Source organism: Neorhizobium sp. SHOUNA12A (assembly GCF_023006505.1).
Classification (GTDB): domain Bacteria; phylum Pseudomonadota; class Alphaproteobacteria; order Rhizobiales; family Rhizobiaceae; genus Neorhizobium.
The window spans coordinates 1-24,078 of the sequence record NZ_JALBGV010000063.1; the positions used below are offsets into that span (position 1 = coordinate 1).

The 24,078-nt window shown below is 61.2% G+C and carries 21 protein-coding genes; 9 read left to right on the forward strand and 12 right to left on the reverse strand.

The features are described from left to right. The 6 genes from MOV63_RS23265 to MOV63_RS23290 all read left to right on the forward strand — a co-directional run. The coding region (locus MOV63_RS23265) for an EAL domain-containing protein (RefSeq protein ID WP_247037275.1) at positions 1-583 on the forward strand (583 nt) is incomplete at its 5' end. Positions 584-676: 93 nt separating this feature from the next. Beyond that, a complete protein-coding gene (gene uvrB, locus MOV63_RS23270; RefSeq protein WP_247037277.1) occupies positions 677-3,706 on the forward strand; it encodes an excinuclease ABC subunit UvrB in 3,030 nt (1,009 codons plus the stop codon). A 424-nt stretch (positions 3,707-4,130) separates the two neighbouring features. Then, positions 4,131-4,454 (forward strand): hypothetical protein, encoded by a 324-nt coding sequence (locus tag MOV63_RS23275; protein ID WP_247037279.1) that lies wholly within the window; start codon positions 4,131-4,133, stop codon positions 4,452-4,454. 416 nt (positions 4,455-4,870) lie between these two features. Further along, positions 4,871-5,332, forward strand: a complete 462-nt coding sequence (locus MOV63_RS23280) for a hypothetical protein (RefSeq protein WP_247037281.1) — start codon at positions 4,871-4,873, stop codon at positions 5,330-5,332. Positions 5,333-5,576: 244 nt separating this feature from the next. Then, a complete protein-coding gene (locus tag MOV63_RS23285) occupies positions 5,577-6,017 on the forward strand; it encodes a YbjP/YqhG family protein (RefSeq protein ID WP_247037284.1) in 441 nt (146 codons plus the stop codon). 940 nt (positions 6,018-6,957) lie between these two features. After that, positions 6,958-7,494: a hypothetical protein gene (locus MOV63_RS23290; protein ID WP_247037285.1), complete on the forward strand. Its 537-nt coding sequence runs from the start codon at positions 6,958-6,960 to the stop codon at positions 7,492-7,494. Positions 7,495-7,632: 138 nt separating this feature from the next. On the opposite strand, the gene MOV63_RS23295 is transcribed toward MOV63_RS23290, so the two are convergent. The 5 genes from MOV63_RS23295 to cysG form a co-directional block, all read right to left on the reverse strand. Further along, positions 7,633-8,460 (reverse strand): ferredoxin--NADP reductase, encoded by an 828-nt coding sequence (locus tag MOV63_RS23295; protein ID WP_247037288.1) that lies wholly within the window; start codon positions 8,458-8,460, stop codon positions 7,633-7,635. Between the two features lie 147 nt (positions 8,461-8,607). Continuing rightward, entirely contained in the window at positions 8,608-9,117 is a 510-nt protein-coding gene (locus tag MOV63_RS23300; RefSeq protein ID WP_247037290.1) for a DUF934 domain-containing protein, read from the reverse strand. Then, positions 9,118-10,791 (reverse strand): nitrite/sulfite reductase, encoded by a 1,674-nt coding sequence (locus MOV63_RS23305; RefSeq protein ID WP_247037292.1) that lies wholly within the window; start codon positions 10,789-10,791, stop codon positions 9,118-9,120. A gap of 7 nt (positions 10,792-10,798) precedes the next feature. Beyond that, entirely contained in the window at positions 10,799-11,113 is a 315-nt protein-coding gene (locus tag MOV63_RS23310) for a DUF2849 domain-containing protein (protein ID WP_038542676.1), read from the reverse strand. Beyond that, entirely contained in the window at positions 11,110-12,564 is a 1,455-nt protein-coding gene (cysG, locus tag MOV63_RS23315) for a siroheme synthase CysG (protein WP_247037293.1), read from the reverse strand. Before cysG ends, MOV63_RS23310 begins: the two co-directional genes overlap by 4 nt. A 235-nt stretch (positions 12,565-12,799) precedes the next feature. Here cysG and MOV63_RS23320 point away from each other — a divergent pair, with 235 nt between their 5' ends. The 3 genes from MOV63_RS23320 (at position 12,800) to MOV63_RS23330 (ending at position 15,000) form a co-directional block, all read left to right on the forward strand. Next, entirely contained in the window at positions 12,800-13,378 is a 579-nt protein-coding gene (locus MOV63_RS23320) for a deaminase (RefSeq protein ID WP_247037295.1), read from the forward strand. Between the two features lie 24 nt (positions 13,379-13,402). Then, complete coding sequence (gene mazG / locus MOV63_RS23325) at positions 13,403-14,236, forward strand: nucleoside triphosphate pyrophosphohydrolase (protein WP_247037351.1); 834 nt, start codon at positions 13,403-13,405, stop codon at positions 14,234-14,236. Positions 14,237-14,310: 74 nt separating this feature from the next. Continuing rightward, positions 14,311-15,000, forward strand: a complete 690-nt coding sequence (locus MOV63_RS23330) for an isoprenylcysteine carboxylmethyltransferase family protein (RefSeq protein ID WP_247037297.1) — start codon at positions 14,311-14,313, stop codon at positions 14,998-15,000. Positions 15,001-15,024: 24 nt separating this feature from the next. On the opposite strand, the gene MOV63_RS23335 is transcribed toward MOV63_RS23330, so the two are convergent. From MOV63_RS23335 to MOV63_RS23365, 7 genes are all read right to left on the reverse strand, one after another. Continuing rightward, a complete protein-coding gene (locus MOV63_RS23335) occupies positions 15,025-16,044 on the reverse strand; it encodes an acyltransferase (protein ID WP_247037306.1) in 1,020 nt (339 codons plus the stop codon). A 135-nt stretch (positions 16,045-16,179) separates the two neighbouring features. Then, on the reverse strand, positions 16,180-17,553 hold the full coding sequence (gene hflX, locus MOV63_RS23340) for a GTPase HflX (protein ID WP_247037314.1): 1,374 nt from the start codon (positions 17,551-17,553) through the stop codon (positions 16,180-16,182). Positions 17,554-17,596: 43 nt separating this feature from the next. Continuing rightward, positions 17,597-17,839: an RNA chaperone Hfq gene (hfq, locus tag MOV63_RS23345; protein WP_007757453.1), complete on the reverse strand. Its 243-nt coding sequence runs from the start codon at positions 17,837-17,839 to the stop codon at positions 17,597-17,599. Positions 17,840-17,945: 106 nt separating this feature from the next. Then, positions 17,946-18,809 (reverse strand): D-amino-acid transaminase, encoded by an 864-nt coding sequence (locus MOV63_RS23350; protein WP_038542668.1) that lies wholly within the window; start codon positions 18,807-18,809, stop codon positions 17,946-17,948. A 31-nt stretch (positions 18,810-18,840) separates the two neighbouring features. Further along, on the reverse strand, positions 18,841-20,217 hold the full coding sequence (gene trkA / locus MOV63_RS23355) for a Trk system potassium transporter TrkA (protein WP_247037316.1): 1,377 nt from the start codon (positions 20,215-20,217) through the stop codon (positions 18,841-18,843). 20 nt (positions 20,218-20,237) lie between these two features. Beyond that, the gene (locus MOV63_RS23360; RefSeq protein WP_038542664.1) at positions 20,238-21,602 is read right to left on the reverse strand and encodes a sigma-54 dependent transcriptional regulator; all 1,365 of its coding nucleotides are present in this window, start codon (positions 21,600-21,602) and stop codon (positions 20,238-20,240) included. Continuing rightward, positions 21,592-23,865, reverse strand: a complete 2,274-nt coding sequence (locus MOV63_RS23365; RefSeq protein WP_247037325.1) for a PAS domain-containing sensor histidine kinase — start codon at positions 23,863-23,865, stop codon at positions 21,592-21,594. Before MOV63_RS23365 ends, MOV63_RS23360 begins: the two co-directional genes overlap by 11 nt. Positions 23,866-24,078 lie beyond the last annotated feature (213 nt).

A 24,078-nucleotide genomic window follows, 5' to 3' on the forward strand; every position in this document is an offset into this window, starting at 1 on the left:
GACGGTCGCGGAAGCCGCCTGCCGGCTGCTCACCCGCCTGCCCTCGCTCGGCCTGCCGCGGGCGACGGTTGCCATCAACGTCTCGCCGCGCGAGTTCGACCTCTATTCGGTCACCGACGTGCTCGATTGCATCACCTCGGCCCATTGCATCGATCCGGCGCTGTTCGAGATCGAGATCACCGAGGAGGCGATCCTCGACACGCTGGTTGCCGGCGAGCAGCTCAAGCGCATCGAGCGCTCCGGGTACAAGCTCGCCGTCGACGATTTCGGCGCCGGCCATTCCTCGCTCGCCTATCTCGTGGCGCTCAAGGTCGACCGGCTGAAGCTCGACCGACGGTTCATCACCAACGTGCATCAAAGCCGCCAGAACCAGGAAATCGTCGGCGCCATGGCCGGCCTCGGACGGGCGCTGTCGATGGAGGTGGTGGTCGAAGGCGTCGAGAGCGAGGAAGAGGCAAACGCCCTGAAGGCGCTCGGCTGCCAGTTCGCCCAGGGCTATTTCTTCGGCCGCCCGATGCCGGCCGAACGCATCCCCGGCTGGATCGAAAGCCGCCGCGCCGTCACCGAGCGCCAGGTGGCGTAACCTCCCCGCACCCCAAAAATCCGTTTCCCTTTTGTACTCGTTTTGTGACCTGCCCCTCTTCACTTTCGCGACGAGTCTCTCCATATTCGCGGCATGGCCAGATCACCGAAAAAATCGCCCGCCTCGAACCCGAAAAATCACGAGGGTTTCGAGGAAGCCCCGCAATCGTCGTTCGAGGGTGCACCGCTCTCGGGCAGCGTTTCCGACTGGGTGAAGCAGCTTGAAGCCGAGGCGGAAGCCTCCGGCGTCGAGACGCAGCGCGAGATCGCTTCGAAGGCCGGCAAGCACCGCAAGAGAATAGAGATCGCGGCGCGCGAGGAAGCCATCAAGGCCGCCAAGTCGGCCCCGACCACGGCCAAGAACACCACCGCCTCGAAGACCGCCCGCGGCGTGTCGATCGGCGCCTCGTCGGATCCGAAGACTCGCGCCCGCGCCGGCCTCAACCCAGTCGCCGGCATGGATACGTCGCTGGAGGATGCCGAGAACCTTGCCTCCGGCGCGGTCACCGCCACCGTCGAGGCGCTGTCGGCGCTGATCGAGAGCGGCAATCCGCTGTTCAAGGACGGCAAGCTGTGGACGCCGCACCGCCCTGCTCGGCCGGAAAAGTCCGAGGGCGGCGTCACCATCCGGATGTCGTCCGACTACGAGCCGGCCGGCGACCAGCCGACCGCCATCCGCGACCTGGTGGCGGGCATCAACGACAACGAGCGTTCCCAGGTCCTGCTCGGCGTCACCGGCTCCGGAAAAACCTTCACCATGGCCAAGGTGATCGAGGCAACCCAGCGCCCGGCCGTGATCCTCGCGCCCAACAAGACGCTGGCGGCGCAGCTCTATTCCGAGTTCAAGAACTTCTTCCCCGACAACGCGGTCGAATATTTCGTCTCCTATTACGACTATTATCAGCCGGAAGCCTATGTGCCGCGCTCCGACACGTTCATCGAGAAGGAATCCTCGATCAACGAACAGATCGACCGGATGCGCCACTCGGCCACCCGCTCGCTGCTGGAGCGCGACGACTGCATCATCGTCGCCTCGGTCTCCTGCATCTATGGTATCGGCTCGGTCGAGACCTATACGGCGATGACCTTCCAGATGTCGGTCGGCGACCGATTGGATCAACGTCAATTGTTGGCAGACTTGGTGGCCCAGCAATACAAGCGCCAGGACATCAATTTCGTGCGCGGCTCTTTTCGCGTGCGCGGCGATACGATTGAAATCTTCCCGGCCCACCTGGAGGATGCCGCCTGGCGTATCTCGATGTTCGGCGACGAGATCGATTCGATCACCGAGTTCGATCCGCTCACCGGCCACAAGGTCGGCGACCTGAAATCGGTCAAGATCTACGCCAATTCGCACTATGTCACCCCGCGCCCCACCCTCAACGGCGCCATCAAGGCGATCAAGGAGGAGCTCAAGCTGCGGCTTGCCGAGCTCGAAAAGGGCGGCCGCCTGCTCGAAGCCCAGCGGCTGGAGCAGCGCACCCGCTACGATATCGAGATGCTGGAGGCGACCGGCTCCTGCGCCGGCATCGAGAACTATTCGCGTTACCTGACCGGCCGCAATCCCGGCGAGCCGCCGCCGACCCTGTTCGAATACATCCCCGACAACGCCCTGCTGTTCATCGACGAAAGCCATGTCTCGGTCAGCCAGATCGGCGGCATGTACCGGGGCGACTTCCGCCGGAAGGCGACGCTCGCCGAATACGGCTTCCGCCTGCCGTCCTGCATGGACAACCGGCCGCTGCGCTTCGAGGAATGGGATGCGATGCGCCCGCTCACCGTCGCCGTCTCGGCCACCCCCGGCAACTGGGAAATGGAACAGTCCGGCGGCGTGTTCGCCGAACAGGTGATCCGCCCCACCGGCCTGATCGACCCGCCGGTGGAAGTCCGTTCCGCCCGCTCCCAGGTCGACGACGTGCTCGGCGAAATCCGCGAGACCGCCGCCAAGGGCTATCGGACGCTGTGTACGGTGCTCACCAAGCGCATGGCCGAAGATTTGACCGAATACCTGCATGAACAGGGCGTGCGCGTCCGCTACATGCACTCGGACATCGACACGCTGGAGCGTATCGAGATCATCCGCGACCTGCGGCTGGGCGCCTTCGACGTGCTGGTCGGCATCAACCTGCTGCGCGAAGGCCTCGACATTCCCGAATGCGCCTTCGTCGCCATCCTCGACGCCGACAAGGAAGGCTTTTTGCGCTCGGAAACGTCCCTTATTCAGACCATCGGGCGAGCCGCGCGTAACGTCGACGGCAAGGTCATCCTTTATGCCGACAAGATCACCGGCTCGATGCAGCGCGCCATGGACGAAACCGCCCGCCGCCGCGAAAAGCAGATGGAATACAACACCGCCAACGGCATCACGCCGGAATCGGTGAAGGCCAGGATTTCCGACATCCTCGACTCGGTCTACGAGCGCGACCACGTCCGCGCCGACATTTCCGGCGTCTCCGGCAAGGGTTTTGCCGATGGCGGCCACCTGGTCGGCAACAATCTGCAGGCCCATCTCAACGCGCTGGAAAAATCGATGCGCGACGCCGCCGCCGACCTCGACTTCGAAAAGGCCGCCCGCCTGCGCGACGAAATCAAACGCCTCAAGGCCGCCGAACTCGCCGTCATGGACGACCCGATCGCCCGCGACGAAGCCAGGGCAGTCGAAGGCGGTAATGGCAAGGCAAACGGCAAGGCTGGAAACGGCAAAGGCGGAGCAAAACCCCGCCGCGAGTCCCCTTCTACCCAAGGGGGAGAAGGTGCCCGAAGGGCGGATGAGGGGGAAACCACACCCTCGACCTCCCTCTTCGCCAAGCCCAACCTCGACGACATGGGCCGCGACATCGCCGAACCCGCCAAGCCATCGCTGTTCCGCAAGAACGACCTCGACGAAATGACCGTCGGCCGCACAGAAAAACCGGTCACCGGCAAGCTTCCGCCGAAGCCGTCATCGGCAACCTCAACGCCGTCATCCTCGTCCTCGGGTTCAACCCGAGGATTGACCCGAGGATCCACCGACGACCCCCGCCCTCTCGTGCGCGGCAAGGTCGGCGCGGGAAGTTATGAGGATGCGGGGGAGCAGAAGCGGAAGAGCCGGACGAAGGGGAAGACTGGGCGGCCTGGGCGGTGACCAGTTTGGAATACTTTCCAATTGAAACTGAGCCAGAGTTTCCGCGCCTGACATTCGATCTTCACCGACTAAACTTGAGAGTCGAGAGGCTGCTTTTAACTCGCCAACAGAATGCTATTTTCGGTTAATGGCTAGGCCGTTTCAGGTAGCGACAAAAGGGACCGATGACATGGGATTCAAAGCCGATTCGGCGCAAGGTATGCTAGGATAAATCGCTGCCACGAGGATAGCCTAATTGAAGGAATGCGGATGGAGATTTACGCCCCGCACTTCTACCTAGGATTGACGATCTTACGTTGCATTTCGGATTCGCGATGGATATATTAAAGCATAAAGCATTCGTTTCTGAGGAACATGATGAAGCATTTAGCTTCGATCCATACCGCACTCCACACAATTTTTTGGAGCAGCCATCAGCGTAGCAATGGGATATTCCCTGAAATTTGACGCCCTGAGCCAAATTTATATTCCAATATCGACGCTGATTTTTGCAATTACGATAGCGGTAGTTGCGGAAATTATTCGCTTGAAGCTTTTAAGCTATAACACTGCCAAATTTGAGATTGGGATAGTGATAGTAACAATTTTTCTTTTTGTTGCCATCAAAACCGACATTTTTGGAATTTCCGAAAACGGTACGATTAGTTTTCGACCGGATCCGTATGCTGTTTTCATATGTGCAATATTATTCTTGTGGGTGTTAAGCCTTGCATGCGCCGGCGTAATTCAAAGGAGTGGGGAAGAATGATATATGTCGCAATATCCCTAACGTGGTTTGCTTTTGTGGTATTCTATTCTTCGAGAATTATCTCGAAAATAAATAAAAATACACCTACGTCAGACTTGCAGTTTTCACGGAAAATCTCGCGCGCCACCCAATCGATATCAAACTCTTTTGTGACCACTTCAAAAGATACTATATCGAACAGGTTTATATTGAACTATATAGAGCCGAAAATAACAGATGCTCAGCGGAATTTACGCACAACAAGGGTGGAGAAAGATGTGTCGTCTTTAGAGAATCTGTTATCGGCAAAAGTGCATAATGAGGTAACTCAGAAAAAAACATTGCTCCAAGCTCGATCAAGCTTCGAGTTATCTGCAACAAAGACTGAGGAGCCTCTAAAAAACTCCTGGAGTAAGTCGATTCACTAGGATGATGCTGTGTCTGACAATAGCAAAGAAGTCGCTGAAAAAATCGAAAATTACGTTTCAGAAGAGGAAGATGCGACAGGTGACGATCTATATTCCTCGCTTGGTTTTGACCCAATCGATAACATCTCTAGTACAGTTTATCTGGTGCCGCCGATCAACGGACCTGATGTATTAATTGGATACCGTTTGGCATTGAGGTTTGCGGGCGACGAAACAGTAATAAAAACAGTTCCATTTGATGACTTTGTCGCGCTAATCAACAGCCTTACAAAAGTACTTTCTTTGGAAACAATTGAGCGTCACGCCAACGTCATTGAAACGCTCAATTTTAAGAAGGAAACGCTAGTTAATTTGACTAATGAAGCAATTGGCAATTTAACCGAACTGCTCAAATTCTTAAAAAAATTCCAAAAAGCGACGTCTGAGGAGTTTCAAGTACCTACCGAATCCTTCCCACCTGAAGAAACTTAGGAGCTGATTTTCTCGACAATATGGTTATACATGGATTATCCAAGTAGAGAGGTGAAAAATCCGTTTTTCTGCCCTTACCGGGGTCCGGTATCGCGGTAAATGCCTTCCCTCTTGGATCCACTCCTCGCAGGTTTCAGGATACCGGCCAGGGAACGACACAACCTTTGAGTTTTTTGCCCCCCTATCCTTCCACCCCTCCATCCCCTAAGCATTTCCTCACATCCAAACGGGGAACGACTCATTCATGCGCAGGCCGGCCATCGTCTTTGGACTGCTGTTTTCCCTGCTGGCTGCGGCCGGCGCCGAGGCGCGGGTCTACAAGTCGCCGCAGGCGCTGATCAAATCGCTTTATGCCGATACGATCGACCCGGCCGAGGACGATGCGCCCTCGCCCTATTCCGCCTATTTTTCCGATGCGCTCAACGAGAGCCTGACGGCGAATGGCGAGGCGGTGGATTTCGATCCTATCCTTGCCGGGCAGGATGGCGTCGCCAGCAATATCCAGCTTTCCCCGCCGATCGTCCTCGGCAACAGGGCCGAGCTGGAAGTGTCCTTCCGCAACGGCAAACGCTCGGCGACGCTCTTCTATACGCTGGTGCGCGAAAACGGCGGCTGGAAGGTGGACGACATCGCCGACCAGTCCGGCGACGACCCCTGGAGCCTTCGCGACCTTTTGGGGCAGTAGGGGGCGGGTTTTACGCGGCGGGGCACCACTTCTCCTTTTTCCGGCCCGGACTTCTCCCCGCGGCCTTTCGGCGGTACCTTTCCTCCCTCATTCCTGTGCCTGTCATAGGAATCCAGCAGCGCCGCGTCGGCGGCGCGTAAGACTCTACTTCCCTCGACACGAAAAATGTCCTCTCGCCGTGCAGACGCACGGCGGATGGATCCTCGGGTCGAGCCCGAGGATGACGGAGGAAGGGGCGGAGCATACCACCCAGCGGCGTCATCCTCGGGCTTGACCCGAGGATCCACCCTCCAAACGCCGGCCTTTCCGGGGCATATTCGACACGTCCCCGTTAGCCCCATCAGGCACTTAGCCTGTTTCTCATCCCCGCCCTCCCGGCCCGTGCCTAAAATCCCCCCGTTCCGTCGCGGATACACCGGCAGGCGTGCCGGCGAGGCGGGACCGGCGCGGACGTCAAGGGCAAGACGCAAAACCTTGGCGTTCGGGTTCGCGGAAAATGGTCTCCCTCCGGCGACGCGGGACGGATGAGAAAGCTGTCGGACCCGACTTCTCGTTTCGTTTTCCGTCATGGTGCGTCGGGCGTGCCTGTGAGGCACACAGGGTGATGGGGCCGCGCCGCGTGGCGTCCGAGGGTTTTTCGAAAAAACCCGGATTGTGCGGTGCAGGTGGAAGACGATGCCGGGCGGCAGTCATGGCCTGCGGCATCCTGGTCTGCGAGCGTGCATGACACCCTCTTCGGAGAGGCACGCAACCGTTCCCACAACCCCCGTCATCGCAGAGGGACCGAAGTCGCGGATATTAACCGCCGAACGGGGCGCTGAGAGGTGTCACTTATTACTTATCTTACGAGGCAGCTTTCAGCGCCCCGTCCGACACATGCTTCGCCCTCCTCGGGCGGACGAAGCGAAAACAGAGGATCGCCAAGGGAGGAGTGTGTCCGATGGATCCCGCCCTTCCCGTCCATATGCCGAGACAGACCGAGGAACCCGTGGCCACAAAGCGATTGCCCGAAGAACGACTACCCAGCGAGCGTCCTGCAACGCTCGAAGACCGCATCAGCCGCCGCCTCGCCGATGCTCTCGGCATGCCGCAGATCTGCCGGCGCCGCGCGTGCCGACGGACCGGGCATTGCACCGCCGAAGTCTCCACCGCGGGCGAACCCGCCTGCATCAGCGTTCTGCAGGATTGTCATCGCGAATTGTTTATCGTCCAGAAACGGATCGCCGCCCTCTGCGCCGAGCGCTTCTCCGCGCGGCGGGGTCTGCCGGGAGTGGTCGACCCTGGACAGTCTTTCATGCTGAGGCAGGGCGCCTGCGCAGCCGTCTCCGCGCTTTGCGACAGCCAAGCGGTCCGCCCCGCGGTTCGGGGATGGCTGCGGCGCATCCGCCTTCCTCCACCCGCCCCGCCTCCCCGCAGCATCGCGGGAGCGTTCGAGAGGTTCGGGGAGTTCCTGCCGGAGGACGATGGGGGGCAGTAGAGGGAGTGGATCGGGGCGGTGAGATGGTGCGGGGGGTCGCGTATGCCGCACCGCCTCCCGGCCCTTCGCTTTGGCTCAGGGCGTTCGAGGCTCAAAACGCTCCACTGGAGCGTTTTGCCGGCCGCAGGCCGTCGCGTCTCACCCCACAAACGCCCGTTCGATGACGAACTCGCCGGGCTTGTTGTTCGAGCCTTCGACGAGACCGGCCTTTTCGAGCAGGTCCTTGGTGTCCTTCAGCATCGCGGTCGAGCCGCAGATCATGCCGCGGTCGACGGCCGGGTCGAGCGCGGGGACGCCGAGATCGGTGAACAGCTTGCCGTTCTCGATCAGGTCGGTGATGCGGCCGCGATATTTGAAATCCTCGCGGGTCACGGTCGGGTAGTGCTTGAGTTTGTCCCCGACGATCTCGTGCAGGAATTCGTGGTTGTTGATCTCGTGCACCAGGTCGAAACCGTATTTCAGCTCGGCGATGTCGCGGCAGGTATGGGTGAGGATGACCTCGTCGAACTTTTCGTAGGTCTCCGGGTCGCGGATCAGGCTCGCGAAGGGCGCGATGCCGGTGCCGGTCGAGAACATGTAGAGCCGCTTGCCGGGCGTCAGCGCGTCGAGCACCAGCGTGCCGGTCGGCTTCTTGCGCATCAGCACCGTGTCGCCCGGCTTGATCGCCTGCAGGTGCGAGGTCAGCGGACCGTCCGGCACCTTGATCGAGAAGAATTCGAGCTCTTCGTCCCAGGCCGGGCTGGCGATCGAATAGGCGCGGTAGACCGGCTTATCGCCAACCATCAGGCCGATCATCGCGAACTCACCCGAACGGAAGCGGAAACCGGCCGGCCGCGTCATGCGGAAGCGGAACAGGCGGTCGGTGTAATGTTCGACGGCGAGCACCGTCTCGGCATAAACGCCGTCCGGGATCTTTGCCTGAACCTGGGCCACTGCGAATTCTTCCGTCTTTGCTGGAGCGTTCATGCCTATCGGTCTCTTCGTCTCGTCGTTCTTCGCAAAAGCGAAATATACCATCTGGTCCCGCATTTGAAGGCATCCGCGTGCCTTTGTCGCGGGCCTTTCAGAAAATACGTGCGGGAAATTCACCTTTCGGCCGGTTGTCCCCTGGCCTCAGGCCGTCACGGTGCGGCGCCGCCAGCTGTAGCCCTCGCCCTTTTCGGCGTGGCGGGCCGTCGGCTGGTAGTGCTCGGCGATGCCTGGCAGCCGGCCCTCATCGAGCCGCTTCAGCGCCGTGGCGTTCTTCACCGAAAAGCTGTCGATGCCACAGCGCAGCATCAGGGGGATCTGGTCGATCAGCACGTCGCCGACCGCGCGCAGCTCGTTCCTGTAGCCGAGCCGGTCGCGCAGCAGCGAGGCATGCGAAAAGGCGCGGCCGTCGTTGAAGGCCGGGAAATCCACCGCAACGATCTCGATGCGGTAGAGATAGGGTTCGAGCTTGCGCACGTCGTCCGCCGGGCGGATCAGCACGCCGAGGCCGACGTCGTTGCTCTCCTCGGCGCGGGCGATCATCTCGTCGAGCGGCAGCAGCACCTTCTGGTCTTCGGTCGCCTTCACCTCCTCGGTCTCGATCACCCAGGGGTCGTTTTCGACGAAGCCGGTTTCTCTCCAAAGTCTGGTCATTTACGCAGCCTCCGCCTTGGCGTCGCCATAGAGCGCTTCCTTGAAAGGCTGCGGCCCGACGCGGCGATAGGCTTCGAGGAAGGTCTCCTCCTTCGAGGTACGAAGGCCGAGATAGGTGTCGACGATGGTTTCCACCGCGTCGGTGACCTTGTTCGGCTCGAAACCGCGGCCGATGATTTCGCCGATCGAGGTGTTCTCGTCGCCGGAACCGCCAAGCGTGATCTGGTAAAGCTCGGCGCCCTTCTTCTCGACACCCAGAAGGCCGATATGGCCGACATGGTGATGGCCGCAGGCATTGATGCAGCCGGAAATCTTGATCTTCAGCTCGCCGATATCCGCCTGACGCTCCGGCGAACCGAAGCGGGTGGAGATTTCCTGCGACAATGGGATCGAACGGGCGTTCGCCAGCGCGCAATAGTCCAAGCCGGGACAGGCGATGATGTCGGTGATCAGCCCGGCATTGGCGGTTGCGAGATTATGGGCGACCAGCGCGCGGTAGAGCGGCTCGAGATCGGCCAGCGCCACATGCGGCAGGATGACGTTCTGCTCGTGGCTGATGCGGATCTCGTCGAAGGCGAACTCTTCTGCCAGATCGGCGATGGCATCCATCTGCACGTCGGAAGCGTCGCCCGGAATGCCACCGATCGGCTTCAGCGATATGGTCACCATGCCGTAGTCGGGATGCTTGTGCGGTTGCACGTTCTGGTCGACCCAGCGGGCGAAATTCTCGTCGGTCTTTTTCCAGCCGGCCAGCTGCGGCCAGCCTTCGGCGCGGTCGGCCAAGGCCGGCGGCGCGAAATAGGCGGCGATCGCCTGGATGTCCTTCTCCGGCAGCTTCAGCTCGGTGCCCTGCAGATGGGAGAATTCCTCCTCCACCTGGCGGGCCAGTTCCTCGGCGCCGGTCTCGTGGACGAGGATCTTGATGCGCGCCTTGTATTTGTTGTCGCGGCGGCCGTGCAGGTTGTACACGCGCATGATCGCGGTCGTGTAGGAGAGCAGGTCTTCCTCGGGGAGGAAATCCTTGATCTTCTTGGCGATCATCGGGGTACGGCCCTGCCCGCCGCCGACATATACAGCAAAACCGATTTCCCCGGCCTCGTTCTTCTTCAGGTGCAGGCCGATATCATGCACCTGGATCGCGGCGCGGTCGCGCTCGGCGCCGGTGACGGCGATCTTGAATTTTCTGGGCAGATAAGAGAATTCGGGGTGGACCGAGGACCACTGGCGCAGGATTTCGGCATAAGGCCTGGGATCAGCGACCTCGTCGGCGGCAGCACCGGCGAAATGGTCGGCGGTGACGTTGCGAATGCAGTTGCCCGAGGTCTGCAGCGCATGCATCTCGACGCTTGCGAGCTCGGCAAGGATATCCGGCGTGTCGGAGAGTTTCGGCCAGTTGTACTGGATGTTCTGGCGGGTGGTGAAATGGCCGTAACCGCGGTCGTATTTACGGGCGATATGGGCGAGCATGCGCATCTGCCTGCCATTCAGCGTCCCATAAGGGATCGCGACGCGCAGCATATAGGCGTGAAGTTGCAGGTAGACCCCGTTCATCAGGCGCAGCGGCTTGAACGCGTCCTCGGCCAGCTCACCGGCGAGGCGGCGGCCGACCTGATCGCGGAACTGCTCCACGCGGCTCGAAACAAAAGCGTGGTCGAATTCGTCGTAACGGTACATGACTTCCTCAAACTGCGATGAAGGCCGGATCGGCGGGGCGGTAGCCGGCAGCATATTCCATGGTCGGGCCCTGGGCACGAATACGTTCGCGAAGACGCAGCGGCCAAAGCTTGCCGTCCTGCTCCTGCACGTCGATGACGGCGACGTCAACAACCAGGTTCTGCGCAAAATCGCGCTTGCCGATCGCTTCCAGCGAGGCCACGGCCTCGGGATGGCGGGCGACGATCGCGTCCTGCAGGTTTTCCACCCATTGGCCGCTCGCATCGAGCCAGACGGCGATGCCGTCGGAAAGGCGGTTGGCGGTCAGAACCTTGTCGGTCATCTTGTCTGTTCCATTTCCTCGCGAACCGGAATCTTACCATGAGAAAGCGGTTCGGACTTTTCGAAATTCGCACCGGCGACGGCTTCGCCGATGATCACCATGACCGGGCCGCAAAGATCGTCGCGCGCTTCCAGGTCCGGCAGCTCGCGAAGAACGCCGTGGAAGAGCCGGCGGTCGGCGCGGCTGGCATTTTCGATCACCGCGACGGTGGTTTCCGGGGCAAGGCCGGCGCCCATCAGGCGTTCGGCGACGGAGGCGGCAACCGTGCGGCCCATATAGACGGCGATCGTGGCGCCGGAGATCGCAAGGCTTGCCCAGTCGGGCAGGACGTCGCCCGTCAGGTCATGGCCCGTGGTGAAGATCAGCGACGAGGCAACGCCGCGCAGCGTCAGCGGCAGCTCGAAATCGGCGGCGGCGGCAAAGGCCGAGGTGATGCCCGGTACGATCTCGTAAGCGACGCCGGCGTCGCGAAGTGCCGCCATTTCCTCGCCGGCGCGGCCATAGACCAGCGGATCGCCGGACTTCAGGCGGACGACGCGCTTGCCTTCGCGGCCGAGCCTGACCAGCAGCCTGTTGATCTCGTCCTGGGATTTCGAATGGCAGTTCTTGCGCTTGCCGACCGACAGGCGCTCGGCGTCTCGGCGCCCCATGTCGACGATCGCCTGCGGCACCAGCGCGTCAAAGACGATCGCATCGGCTTCCATCAGCACGCGCTGGGCACGCAGCGTCAAAAGGTCCTCGGCACCCGGACCCGCGCCGACCAGCCAGACATGGCCCGCGGCGCGTCCGATGGTCGACAGCAGCGCATTGGCCGAGCGGCGGGCGGTGGCAATATCGTTGGCATCGACGGCGCTTGCGACATCGGCCGAGAAGAAACGACGCCAGAAGATGCGGCGCGACACGCCGCGGGGCACCAGGCGTTCGGCGGCGTCGCGATATTCTGCGGCGAGACGGGCGAGAACGCCGAGCGACGGCGACAGCATTTGATCGATGCGGGCGCGGATCATCTGGGCGAGAACTGGTCCGGCACCTTCCGTGCCGATGGCAATCGCGACCGGCGCACGGTTGACGAGGGCCGGCGTGTAGAAATCGCAGAAATCGGGCTGATCGACCGCATTGGCGGGAATTTTTTCAGCGCGGGCGGCAATGACGATTGCACGATCCAGAGCGGCGTCGCCGGTTGCGGCAAAGACCATCACCGCGCCCTTGACCTGATCTGCGAGCTGATCCGGCGAAAAATCCGAATGAACGGTGTCGATGCGCTGAGCGGCCAGCCAGCCGGAATAGTCCGCATCAGGTGCGGAGACGTAAGCAACGATCTCCGCATCGGTGTTGCGCAACAGCCGGGCCTTGGCATAGGCTTCGTCACCGTTGCCGAACACGACAACGCTCCGTCCGCTGACGCGGAAGAAAGCCGGGAAGACCGACAGGCGTTGTTGGCTTGGTGACATGCGGGTATCCTGAATCATATGCCAGCAATATCCACAATAACGCATCGGAATTGAAGGAATGGATATGCAAACTGGATTGCGAGCCGGTATTTCTGTTTTACGATCAACCGGTTCTTGAGCAAAAGCCACCGCAAACGATATTTCTCCAGTATTTCTGTAGACTAAAGTGTTTTTTGCCCCGATCGGCTTGTTGCGCGCCATAAACTGCCTAGACACCTTGCGATAAAGAGTTCCCATGACAATTGCCGCCCGCCTTCTCGACGTCATCGAAAACGATATCCTGTCCTTGACTGAAAAGGGCGTTGCAGCCGGCAACAAGGTTTTCGGCGCGGCAATCCTCAAGAAATCGGACCTGTCGCTGGTGATAGCAGAGACCAATAACGAGCTCGAAAATCCGCTCTGGCATGGCGAAGTGCACACGCTGAAGCGTTTCTATGAAACTACACGAGATCTTCCCACCAAAGATCTGATTTTCCTCTCGACTCACGAACCATGCACGATGTGCATGTCGGCAATCACCTGGGCCGGCTTCGACAATTTCTACTATTTTTTCAGCCACGAGGATTCGCGCGACGCCTTCGCCATTCCGCATGACCTGAAGATCCTCAAAGAGGTTTTCGGCCTGGAGCCAGGTGGTTATCGGCGCAACAATGCCTTCTGGCATTCCTACGCCATTGCCGATCTGGTCGAGAGCGAAGGCGAGCCGCTCCGCTCGGACCTCAAGACCCAGACGACCCAGATCAAAGCCCGATATGACGGGCTTTCCGGCGTCTACCAGTCCAGCAAGGACAAAAACACCATACCGCTCGCCTGACATCCGGCATTGAAGGACAAGATGATGGAAGCATCGAAGGATATTTCGCGGCTGATCGAGATCATGGCGGCGCTCAGGACACCCGTCACCGGCTGCCCCTGGGACCTCGAACAGAATTTCTCGACCATCAAGCCCTATACGATCGAGGAGGCCTATGAGGTCGCCGATGCGATCGAGCGCAACGACATGGACGATCTCTGCGAGGAGCTCGGTGACTTGCTGCTGCAGGTGGTCTTCCACGCCCGGATGGCCGAGGAAGCCGGCGAATTCTCCTTCGGCGATGTCGTTGAGGCGATCACAAAAAAGATGATCCGCCGTCATCCGCACGTCTTCGCCGTCTCCGACGCGGCGACGCCGGATGCGGTGAAAGTGCAGTGGGACGACATCAAGACGGAAGAGAAGCGCGAGCGGGCCGAACGGCGGGCGCGTCGCGGCATGACCGAGGATTTCAAGCTCGGATACCTCGGAAGCGTGCACCGCGCCCAGCCGGCACTGACGGAGGCGTTGAAGCTGCAGCAGCGGGCGGCAAAAGTCGGTTTCGACTGGTCGGCGGCCGAACCGATCCTCGACAAGATCGAGGAGGAGATCGGGGAACTGCGCGAGGCTCTGCGCGACGGAAACCAGGACAAGGTTACCGACGAACTCGGCGATCTCATCTTCGCGCTGGTCAATATCGGCCGGCATGTGAAAGCCGATCCGGAAGAGGCGCTTCGCGGCACGAATACAAAATTCAGGCGGCGGTTCAATTATATAGAAACGTCTCTTCAACAATCGAATGAGACGCTGGAGGCTGCCACGCTGGAACGCATGGAAGAACTCTGGCAGGCCGCCAAGGCGATCGAACGGACGCTCGGCTGACTGTCCGGCCCGCCCTCTTGATCGCCGCGATCAGAGGGTTATCTACATTTCGCTCACCAGATCGGGATAGTGACATGCAGGAGCACAGCAATCGGCTCGGCGTCCGAACGACCAAAGTCACCGCAATCTTCATAGCCTTCCTGGCAATCCTGATATTCGCCTGCGCGGGCACATTGAATTATTGGCAGGCCTGGCTCTACCTGGCGAACTTCACCGCCTGGACGATCGGGACCGGCTGGTATGTGGTGACGCACAGTCCCGAACTTGCGGAGAAACGGCTGAGTGCCGGGCCGGGTTCGGAAACGCAGCCGGCGCAGAAGCGCATCCAGGCGTATAATAGCGTGGTGATCATGGCGCTCTATATGGTCTCCGCTCTGGATTACCGCTTCTCGTGGTCGTCCACGCCGGTTGGGCTCGTCGTCATCGGAAACATCCTGACCGCCCTCGGGTTTGCGGGCTGTCTTGCCGTCTTCCGGCAGAATTCCTATGCCTCTGCGACCGTGGATGTCCAACCCGGCCAAAGGGTTGTATCCAACGGTCTCTACGGTCTTGTGAGACATCCGATGTACAGTTCCGCCCTCCTTCTTTTCGCAGGCGCCCCGCTTGCGCTCGGTTCCCTCTGGGGACTGGTACTCGTGGCGTTTATCGTCGCCGGGCTGGTCGCCCGGCTGATCGACGAGGAAAGACATCTGCGGGCCGAATTGCAGGGCTACGCCGCCTATTGCGAGCGCGTGCGATACAGGCTGGTTCCGAGGATCTATTGAGCCACTGTTTTCCGGGGATGCTCTCTATGCCGGTCGGCCAGCGGTGACGACTTTCTCCATGCGGTTCTGGAAAAAGCGATTGAGCGCTGTTCGGGAGGGTTTTTCCACGAGGTAGAAGCTGACGAGCGCGACAAGCACGGCAGCCAGCAGCAACAACGGGGTTGGAGCCGCTCCCTCGCGATAGAGTTTGTAGAAAGGCTGCTGCCACAGATAAAGCGAGAAGGACCACATGCCCGCATAGGTGAGCACCTTGGCGGACAGGATTTTGCGGAAGACCGGCGCCGCGCTGTCGATCGTGGTGATCGACAGTGCCAGCATGACGGTCGACAGGCCAAAGGAGACGACCTGAAAGGGCATCCCCTTCGCCACGACCGCAATCAGCAGCGCCAGCGGCGAGACCCACCAAGGAGCCTGGCGGTTGCGCAGGAACAGCCAAAGACCGCCGGCGATGAATATGCCCGCGACAGAGACGTCGCTGCGCCAGTGGGTATAAAGAACGCTTGCGCCGAGCTCGGCGCGGATGATGCCGTTCAACATGGCGGCAATGCCGAGCGCGATGACCAGAGCGGCGACCGGAAACAGTCTGCGGCGGGACAGGAAGGCGATGCCTGCCAGGAGAATATAGGCATGTTCCTCGACGCACAGCGACCACAGGTGATCAAGCAACGCCACCGGATGGGTATAGACCATCGCGTAGTTGAGCGTGAACGTCAGGGCCAGCAATGCTGCAACGGGGCCATGCGAGATCTCGCTACCCTGGAAAGCAAGCGTGGTGATGACCACGAATGCGAAGAGAGCCGGATAGATGCGTGAGAAGCGCCTGAAGAAGAAGGTCGGCAATTCTGCCCGCTTGACGAACAGGATTTCGGACATCAACCGGCCGGACAAGACAAAGAACAGGTCTACACCGAACGTGCTGAACCCGGGCTTGAAATCATCCAGCCAGAAATGGCCGACGATCACGAAGATGACCGCAATACCTCGCCATCCGTCGAGATAGTCCAGATGTTTTCCGGTCTCTTCGTGCGGCTGACTCTGTATCATTACGCCACCCTTGTTGCCGGCCCGTGAATGAGAACTGCGGGAATCGTGGCCGTCCTCGTCGGCTGATGTTGCACCGCAAAAAACGGGCAACATCATGGCGCTGCCGCCCGGTGCCAAGGTGCGTAACCGGGCTTGCTATCGTTCCCAGTCTTCCTTGTCCGCTTTTGGACCGTTGCCGAGCTTGCGCTCGAACTCGGCGGCCTCGGCTTCGGACATGCGGACATCCAGGGTCACCGAACCGTCCTCGTTGTCCTCGCGGCCGTCGACGACGGCGTTGCCGTAGACCCAGGAGACGATGGCCAGCTTTTCAGGCGGGATGGTGATCGAGGTTTCGGTGAGCACGCCGGAAAGGCGTTTCGAAATCTCGTCCATCAGGGGCTCGACGCCCTCGCCCGAAATCGCCGAGACCGCCATAACGTTCTCGCGGCCGACGGCGCGTTCGGCGATCGCCTCGTGCGCCTCCGGGTCGAGGCGGTCGATCTTGTTCCAGACCTCGATGATGCGGGCGGCCGCTTCCTTCTCATCGATGCCGAGATCGGCAAGGATGCGCATGACGTCGCCGGCCTGGGCGGCATTGTCCGGGTCGGACATGTCACGCACATGCAGGACGAGATCGGCTTCCAGCACCTCTTCCAGCGTGGCGCGGAAGGCAGCGACTAGGTGGGTCGGCAGGTCGGAGATGAAGCCGACGGTGTCGGAGAGGATCACCGTGCGGCCATGTGGCAGCTTCATGCGGCGCAACGTCGGATCGAGCGTCGCAAACAGCATGTCTTCGGCCAGCACGCCGGCGCCGGTGATGCGGTTGAACAGCGTCGACTTCCCGGCATTGGTATAACCGACCAGGGCCACGATCGGATGCGGCACCTTGCGGCGCTTGGCGCGGTGCAGCTGGCGGGTGCGCACGACCTGTTCGAGCTCGCGCTCCAGCTTGACGATGCGCTCCTGCAGCAGCCGGCGGTCGGCTTCGATCTGGGTTTCGCCGGGGCCGCCCATGAAACCGGCGCCACCGCGCTGGCGTTCAAGGTGGGTCCAGCTGCGGACCAGACGGCCCTTCTGGTAATTCAGATGCGCCAGGTCGACCTGCAGCGTGCCTTCCTTGGTGGAGGCGCGGCGGCCGAAGATTTCGAGGATCAGGCCCGTCCGGTCGATGACCTTGGCCTGCCATTCCTTTTCGAGATTGCGCTGCTGCACCGGGGTCAGCGGATGATCGACGATGACGAGGCCGGCGTCGTGCTCGTCGAGCAGCGCCTTGATTTCCTCGATCTTGCCGCTGCCCATCAGCGTTCCCGGACGCGGCTGGCTGATCGGCACGATCAGGCCCTGGACGATCTCCAGGTCGATCGCTCGTGCCAAGCCGATCGCCTCTTCGAGGCGGGCTTCGTTAGAGCGCTGCGGTGCAGGTGCCTGACTTGAGTCGCCCTGCCCGGCCTTTGACCGTGCCTGCTTGAGGACCGGCACGATGACGAGCGCACGCATGTCGTCCCGGCGCTTTTCAGCCTCCGGGACCATGGATTCGTTGGAAGTATCGCGATTTGAAATCTGTTCTGTCCTGTTAGGCGGCGTTCTCTTCGGTTTCGAACATCTGCATGGGCTGGCCCGGCATTATGGTCGAGATCGCGTGCTTATACACGAGCTGAGAATGGCCGTCACGGCGAAGCAGGACGCAGAAGTTGTCGAAAGAGGTCACGACACCTGTCAGCTTGACCCCGTTGATCAGGAAAATCGTCAGGGAAATCTTCTGCTTGCGAACGGTATTGAGAAATAAATCCTGCAGGTTCTGAGAACGTTCCGCCATAGCGCCGCTTCTTTCTTTTTTGCCGGCCAATAGCCGGGATCATGATCAAGCTTGATAAGAGGCGACCGGAAAGCGCCCCGTGCTTCCCTTCCCCGATGTTTGACTATCAAATCGCCGTCTTTTCCGCAACGTCGAAAAAGGTGTCGCGAATACTTGACGACACTGTGCCCGGATGGCCGTTGGCGACGGGCTTTCCGTCGATTTCGACGATCGGTACGCAGATCCCGGTGGCGGAGGTGAAAAACACCTCGCGGGCGGCCAGCATCTCTTCCGTCCTGAACTCGCGCTCGACGACCTTGAGATCGAGCTTCCTTGCGACGTCGATGAGCGTCGTGCGGGTGATTCCCTTCAGGATGCCGTGTTCGGCCGGGCGGGTGACGAGCTCGCCATCCGGCGTGACGATCCAGACATTGGAGGACGCGCCTTCCATGACGATGCCGTTGCGGTCGATGAAGATGGCGTCCTGGGCACCGGCTTCCTTCGCCTGCTGCTTGGCGAGCACGTTCGGTAGCAGGCCGACCGTCTTGATGTCGACGCGGTCCCAGCGGTTCTCGGGCAGCGTGATGACCTTGATGCCGTTTGCATATTTCTTGGCGGCGGCCGAGGGATCGGTGCTCTTGGCGGTGATGGTGATGGTCGGCGGCGTGCCGTCTGCCGGGAAGTAATGGTCGCGGCGGGCGGCACCGCGGGTCACCTGCATGTAGAAGATGCCGTTCTTGACCCGGTTGCGGCGGAGCACTTCGCGGATGACGAAAGTGAGCGCTGCGCGGCTCATTGGCGATGCCATCCTGAGTTCGCTCAGCGACCGGTCGAGGCGGTTCAGGTGGCGGGTCAAGTCGACGATCATGCCGTGACGCACTTCGCAGACCTCGTAGACGCCGTCCGCGAACTGGAAACCGCGATCCTCCACATGCACCGCGGCTTCGGAATGGCGAACATATTGTCCGTTCACATAGGCAATTCTCGACATCGATATCCCCTGCGCTTGTCGCAAATGCTGGTTAGAAATACTGGATGGAAACGCGGAAAAGCTGCTCCACATGGCGCACGGCTTCGGCGGCGGCAAACAGCACCACCCGGTCGCGCGCCTTGATCCTGGTGTCGCCGTTCGGGCGGATCACCGCCTCGCCGCGATAGATGGCGCCGATACGGACGCCGTCCGGCAGGTCGAGCTCGCGGAAAGCCCGGCCGACCAGCGGCGAGGTTTCGAGCGCCTCGGCCTCGATGATCTCGGCAGCACCATTCTGCACCGCATAGACGGAGCGGATGCGGCCCTTGCGGACATGTTGCAGGACGCGGGAGATCGTCACGGCGCGCGGATTGATCTGCGCATCGATGCCGAGCGCGTCGGTGACCTGATGGAAGGAGGTGGAGTTGATCAGCACCAGGTTCGACTTGCAACCGAGCGATTTCGCCATGACCGCGCCGAGGATGTTGATCTGGTCGTTGTTGGTCAGCATCACGATCAGGTCGGTATCCTGGATATCCGCCTGGGTGAGAATATTCTGGTCGAGCGCCGAGCCGTGCAGCACGATCGTATTGCGCAGCTGCTCGGAAACCACCATCGCCTTGTCCCGATCGCTCTCGATGATCTTCAGCCGCGTCCTCGGCTGGTGTTCCTCGATGGTGCGGGCGACGTAATAGCCAATATTGCCGCCGCCGGCGATGATGATGCGGCGTGCCTCCTGCTCCTCGTGGCCGAACAGGCCGAGCGTGCGGCGAATGTGTTCGCGCTGGCAGATGACATAGGCAAGATCGCCGACCTCGAGCTCATCGGCGGAGCGGGCAACGGTCAGAACACCGTTCCTGAAGATGCCGACTACCGTCGCCATCAGGTCGGGGAAGAGGTCGGAAAGCTGATGCAGGGGTGTGGCGACGACCGGGCAATCCTCCATGCATTCGATCGCCACCATGGCGATGTGATCCTCGGCGAAGCGGACGACATCGGTGGCGCCGGGAAAGGATATCCGACGCAGCACCATCTTGCCGACCTCAATCTCCGGCGAGATCGTCACGTCGATCGACATGTTCTGGCGGCTGAACAGATCGGCATATTCCGGCTTCAGATAGTTCTGGGCGCGGATGCGGGCGATCTTGGTGGGCACGGAGAAGAGCGCCTGCGCGACCTCGCAGGCGACGATGTTGACCTCGTCGTAGAGCGTCACCGCGATGATCATGTCTGCGTCTTTGGCGCCCGCCTTTTCCAGCACGTCCGGATGGGCGCCGTGGCCGACATAACCCTTGACGTCGAGGGTCTCGGTGATCGCGGCGATCAGGGTCGCCGAGGTATCGATGACGGAGACGTCATTGTCCTCCTGCGACAGCCGTTCGGCGATGCCGTAGCCCACCTGCCCCGCGCCGCATATGATCACTTTCATAGGTTACATACCGGCATCGGCTACACACCGAGCGACTTGAGCTTGCGGTGCAGTGCCGAACGTTCCATGCCCACGAATTCCGCGGTGCGCGAAATATTGCCGCCGAACCGGTTGATCTGGGCGATCAGGTAGTCGCGCTCGAACATTTCGCGGGCTTCGCGCAGCGGCAGCGTCATGATGTGGTAGTCGCCCTTGGCCGAAACCTTCGGCAACATGTCGCCGAGGTCGGTTGGCAGCATGTCGGCGGAAATCGGCGAATCCGGGCCGTCGGAGCGGGCAAGGATCATCAGCCGCTCGATATTGTTGCGGAGCTGGCGGATATTGCCCGGCCAGTCGTGGGCCTGCAGGACGGCCATGGCGTCCTCGCCGATCTTGCGAGGACGGATACCGGCCTGTTCGGAAATCTGGCGCATGAACATGTCGACCAGGAAAGGAATGTCCTCGCGCCGTTCGGCGAGCGCCGGCACCTTGACCGGCACGACGGCCAGCCGGTGGTAGAGATCTTCGCGGAACGAGCCGTCGGCGATCAGGCTTTCGAGATTGTAGCAGGTCGAGGAGATGATGCGGACATCGACCTTGACGCGCTTGGAACCGCCGACGCGCTCGAACTGCTGATCGACCAGCACGCGAAGAATCTTGTTCTGCGTCTCGCGCGGCATTTCGCCGACTTCGTCGAGATAGAGGATGCCGCGATGGGCCTCTTCCAGAGCACCGATCTTGCGCGCCTGGCCGGGAGCGCCTTCGGTGCCGAACAGAGCGACCTCCATGCGATCGGGCGTGATCGTCGCCGCGTTCAGCGCCACGAACGGACCGGCGACGCGGGACGAGCGCTTGTGGATCATCCGCGCCACCAGTTCCTTGCCGGAGCCGGAAGGGCCGAGGATCATCACGCGGCTGTTGGTGGGCGCGACCTTCTCGATCGTCTGGCGGAGCTGCGAGACGGCAACCGAGGTGCCGACCAGCTCGGCAGCGTCCCCGGTGCGCTTCTTGAGCTCGGTCACCTCGCGCTTCAGCTTGGAGTTTTCGAGTGCCCGCTCGGCGATCAGGATCAGACGGTCGGCCTTGAACGGCTTTTCGATGAAGTCGAAGGCGCCGCGCTTGATGGCGGAGACCGCCGTCTCGACATTGCCGTGGCCGGAGATCATCACGACAGGCAATTCAGGATGCCGGCTCTTGACTTCGTCGAGCAACGCCAGGCCGTCGAGCCTGGAGCCCTGCATCCAGATATCCAGGAAGATCAGCCGCGGCACGCGATCGGATATCGCTGCCAGCGCGCTGTCGCTGTCATGTGCCGTGCGGGTTTCATGGCCCTCATCGGACAAAATACCTGAAACGATATCGCGGATATCCGCCTCGTCATCTACGACCAGAATATCAGACGCCATAAGCCAATTCCTTGTTATTATCCGTTCCCGGCACCGCCACCTGCTCCAGATGCGGCAGCAGCACCCTGATCATGGCGCCTTTGCCATGATCGAAATCGGCGGGAGCATCGTGCAATTCGAGCTGCCCGCCGTGTTCTTCAATGATCTTCTTGACGATGGCGAGGCCCAGTCCCGTGCCCTTGTCGCGCATGGTCATGTAGGGTTCGAGGATGCGGTGCCGGTTTTCGGTCGGCAGGCCGCTGCCATTGTCGATGATGTCGACCACATAGGTGTCGCGCTCCGCATCGTAGACCGATCGCACCTTGACCTTGCGGCCGTCACGTTCCTGATCGCTCGGCACCGCCTCGATCGCCTCGACGGCATTCTTGATGAGATTGCCGAAGGCCTGGCCGAGCATGCGCGTATCGAACATGCCCTTCAGCGGCTCCTCGCCGAGCTCGCGGATGAAATCGACATGGGTGGTGCCCATCTCGCGCAGGAAGATCGCGTCGCGCAGGATATCGCGCAGATCGGCCTCTTCCTTGGCGGGTTTCGGCATGCGGGCAAAGGACGAGAATTCGTCGACCATGCGGCCGATATCGCCGACCTGGCGCACGATCGTGTCGGTGCACTGGTCGAAGACGGCGCGATCGTCCTCGGCGATCTGCTTGCCGTAGCGACGCTTGAGGCGCTCGGCGGACAACTGGATCGGGGTGAGCGGGTTCTTGATCTCGTGGGCGATGCGGCGGGCGACATCCGCCCAGGCGGTGGAGCGCTGGGCGATCACGAGGTCGGTGATATCGTCGAGCGTCACCACATAGCTGTCATGCGCGGCGCGCTGTTCCTCGCGGGTGACCTGAACCGACAGCGTCCGCTCCTTGCCGCCGCGCATCAGGTTCACCTGCTTGCGGAACTCGCCGCGGGCCCTGCTGCGCGCCTCGGTGAGGACGTGGTCGATCTCGGGGGCGACATCCTGGAGCTTCTCGCCCATCAGCTTTTCGGCGGGAAGGTCGAGGAGATGTTCCGCCGACGGATTGACGATGGTGATACGGCGGTCTTCCTCGACGCCGATAACGGCAGCGGTGACGCCGGACAGCACCGCCTCGATGAAGCGGCGGCGGTCATCGACCTCGTCCTTGGCTTCAAGGATCTCGTCGCGCTGGCTGCGTATTTCGGAAATCATCTTGTTGAAGGTACGCGACAGGCTGCCGACGTCGCCATCGGCGGCGCGCACCGGCACGACGACGTTGAGATTGCCGGTCGCCACGCTGTCGGCGGCGCTGATCAGCAGCCGGATCGGGCGGACGATGCGGTCGGCGACCGCGATCGCCGTCCAGATCGCCGCGAGCAGCACGATCAGCGCGAAACCGAGATAGAGCACCGCAAAGGCGATCTGCAGCGATGTGCGGCCGGCCTCCATCGCCTGGTATTCGGCGGTGTTCTCCTCCATCAGCCGCATGGCCGAGATGACCTTCGGATCAACGGCGCGGATCGTATAGAGATAGGAGCCCGGAATGGCATCGAGCTTGATGACGGCGCCGACAAGGTTGGTGACACCAGGCGGGATCAAGGTCGGCTGGCCGGCCGCCGCGGTCTTCAGCGCATCCGCCGGGATCGCCGGCAGCGGCTTTTCGGTCTTGATATCTGCCTGAACGATCGCCTGGCCGTCCTCGCGCACCAAGAAGGCGCCCAGCATGCCGCGGCCCCGCGCCTGGCGGGTCATCAGCTCCACGAAACCGGTACGGTCGAGATAGAACATCGGCCGGTTGCGCTCGAGGTCGTTCGACATCGACACCGTCTGGCCCTGAAGATAGCTGGCATTCTCGAGCATATAGGCGCGGGCGACGTCCTGGGAGGACTGCACGATCGACTGGGTACGCAGCGAGAACCAGCGGTCGAGGCCGACATTGAGCGTGAGGCTGGCGAAGATCGCCACCAGAACCGCCGGGGTGATCGCCACGATCGAGAAGAGCACGACGATGCGGACATGCAGGCGGGCCGCGGCGCGGCCGCGGTTGCGCGCCTTTACCAGCCGGACGATCTCGCGGCCGATCAGATACATCAGGCAGAGGATGAAAAGCGAATTCAGCGCAGCCGACGCGATCACCACATTCGTGGTCGGGGCGATCGGGGTCAGGCCGAGCAGGATGAACAGTGTCACCGACGCACAGATCAAGGCTCCGCCGGCGAGCAGAAGGCCGGGGAGCGCGAAGGACGCGCGCCGATCCTGCACTGACACCGCTGGCTCGTCTTCGGCCATCGGCGCTGTTACGCCTTCCGTCATCGAATCCACTCCGATCCCCAAAACCCTCGCGGGAGATCATTTCAACCCGGTCAGACCGAGCGAAGCGACAGCCACTTTCCAGAAAAAGGGCCGGCCTACCCCCTCGACGGCCGCCACTCCGTCGAGCATTCACCAAACCCTGCGTGACCTTTAAGCAACGCAATGTGGCGAAAATGCAACGATGAGCGGAAGGTGTCAAGCAGCTGGGAACAA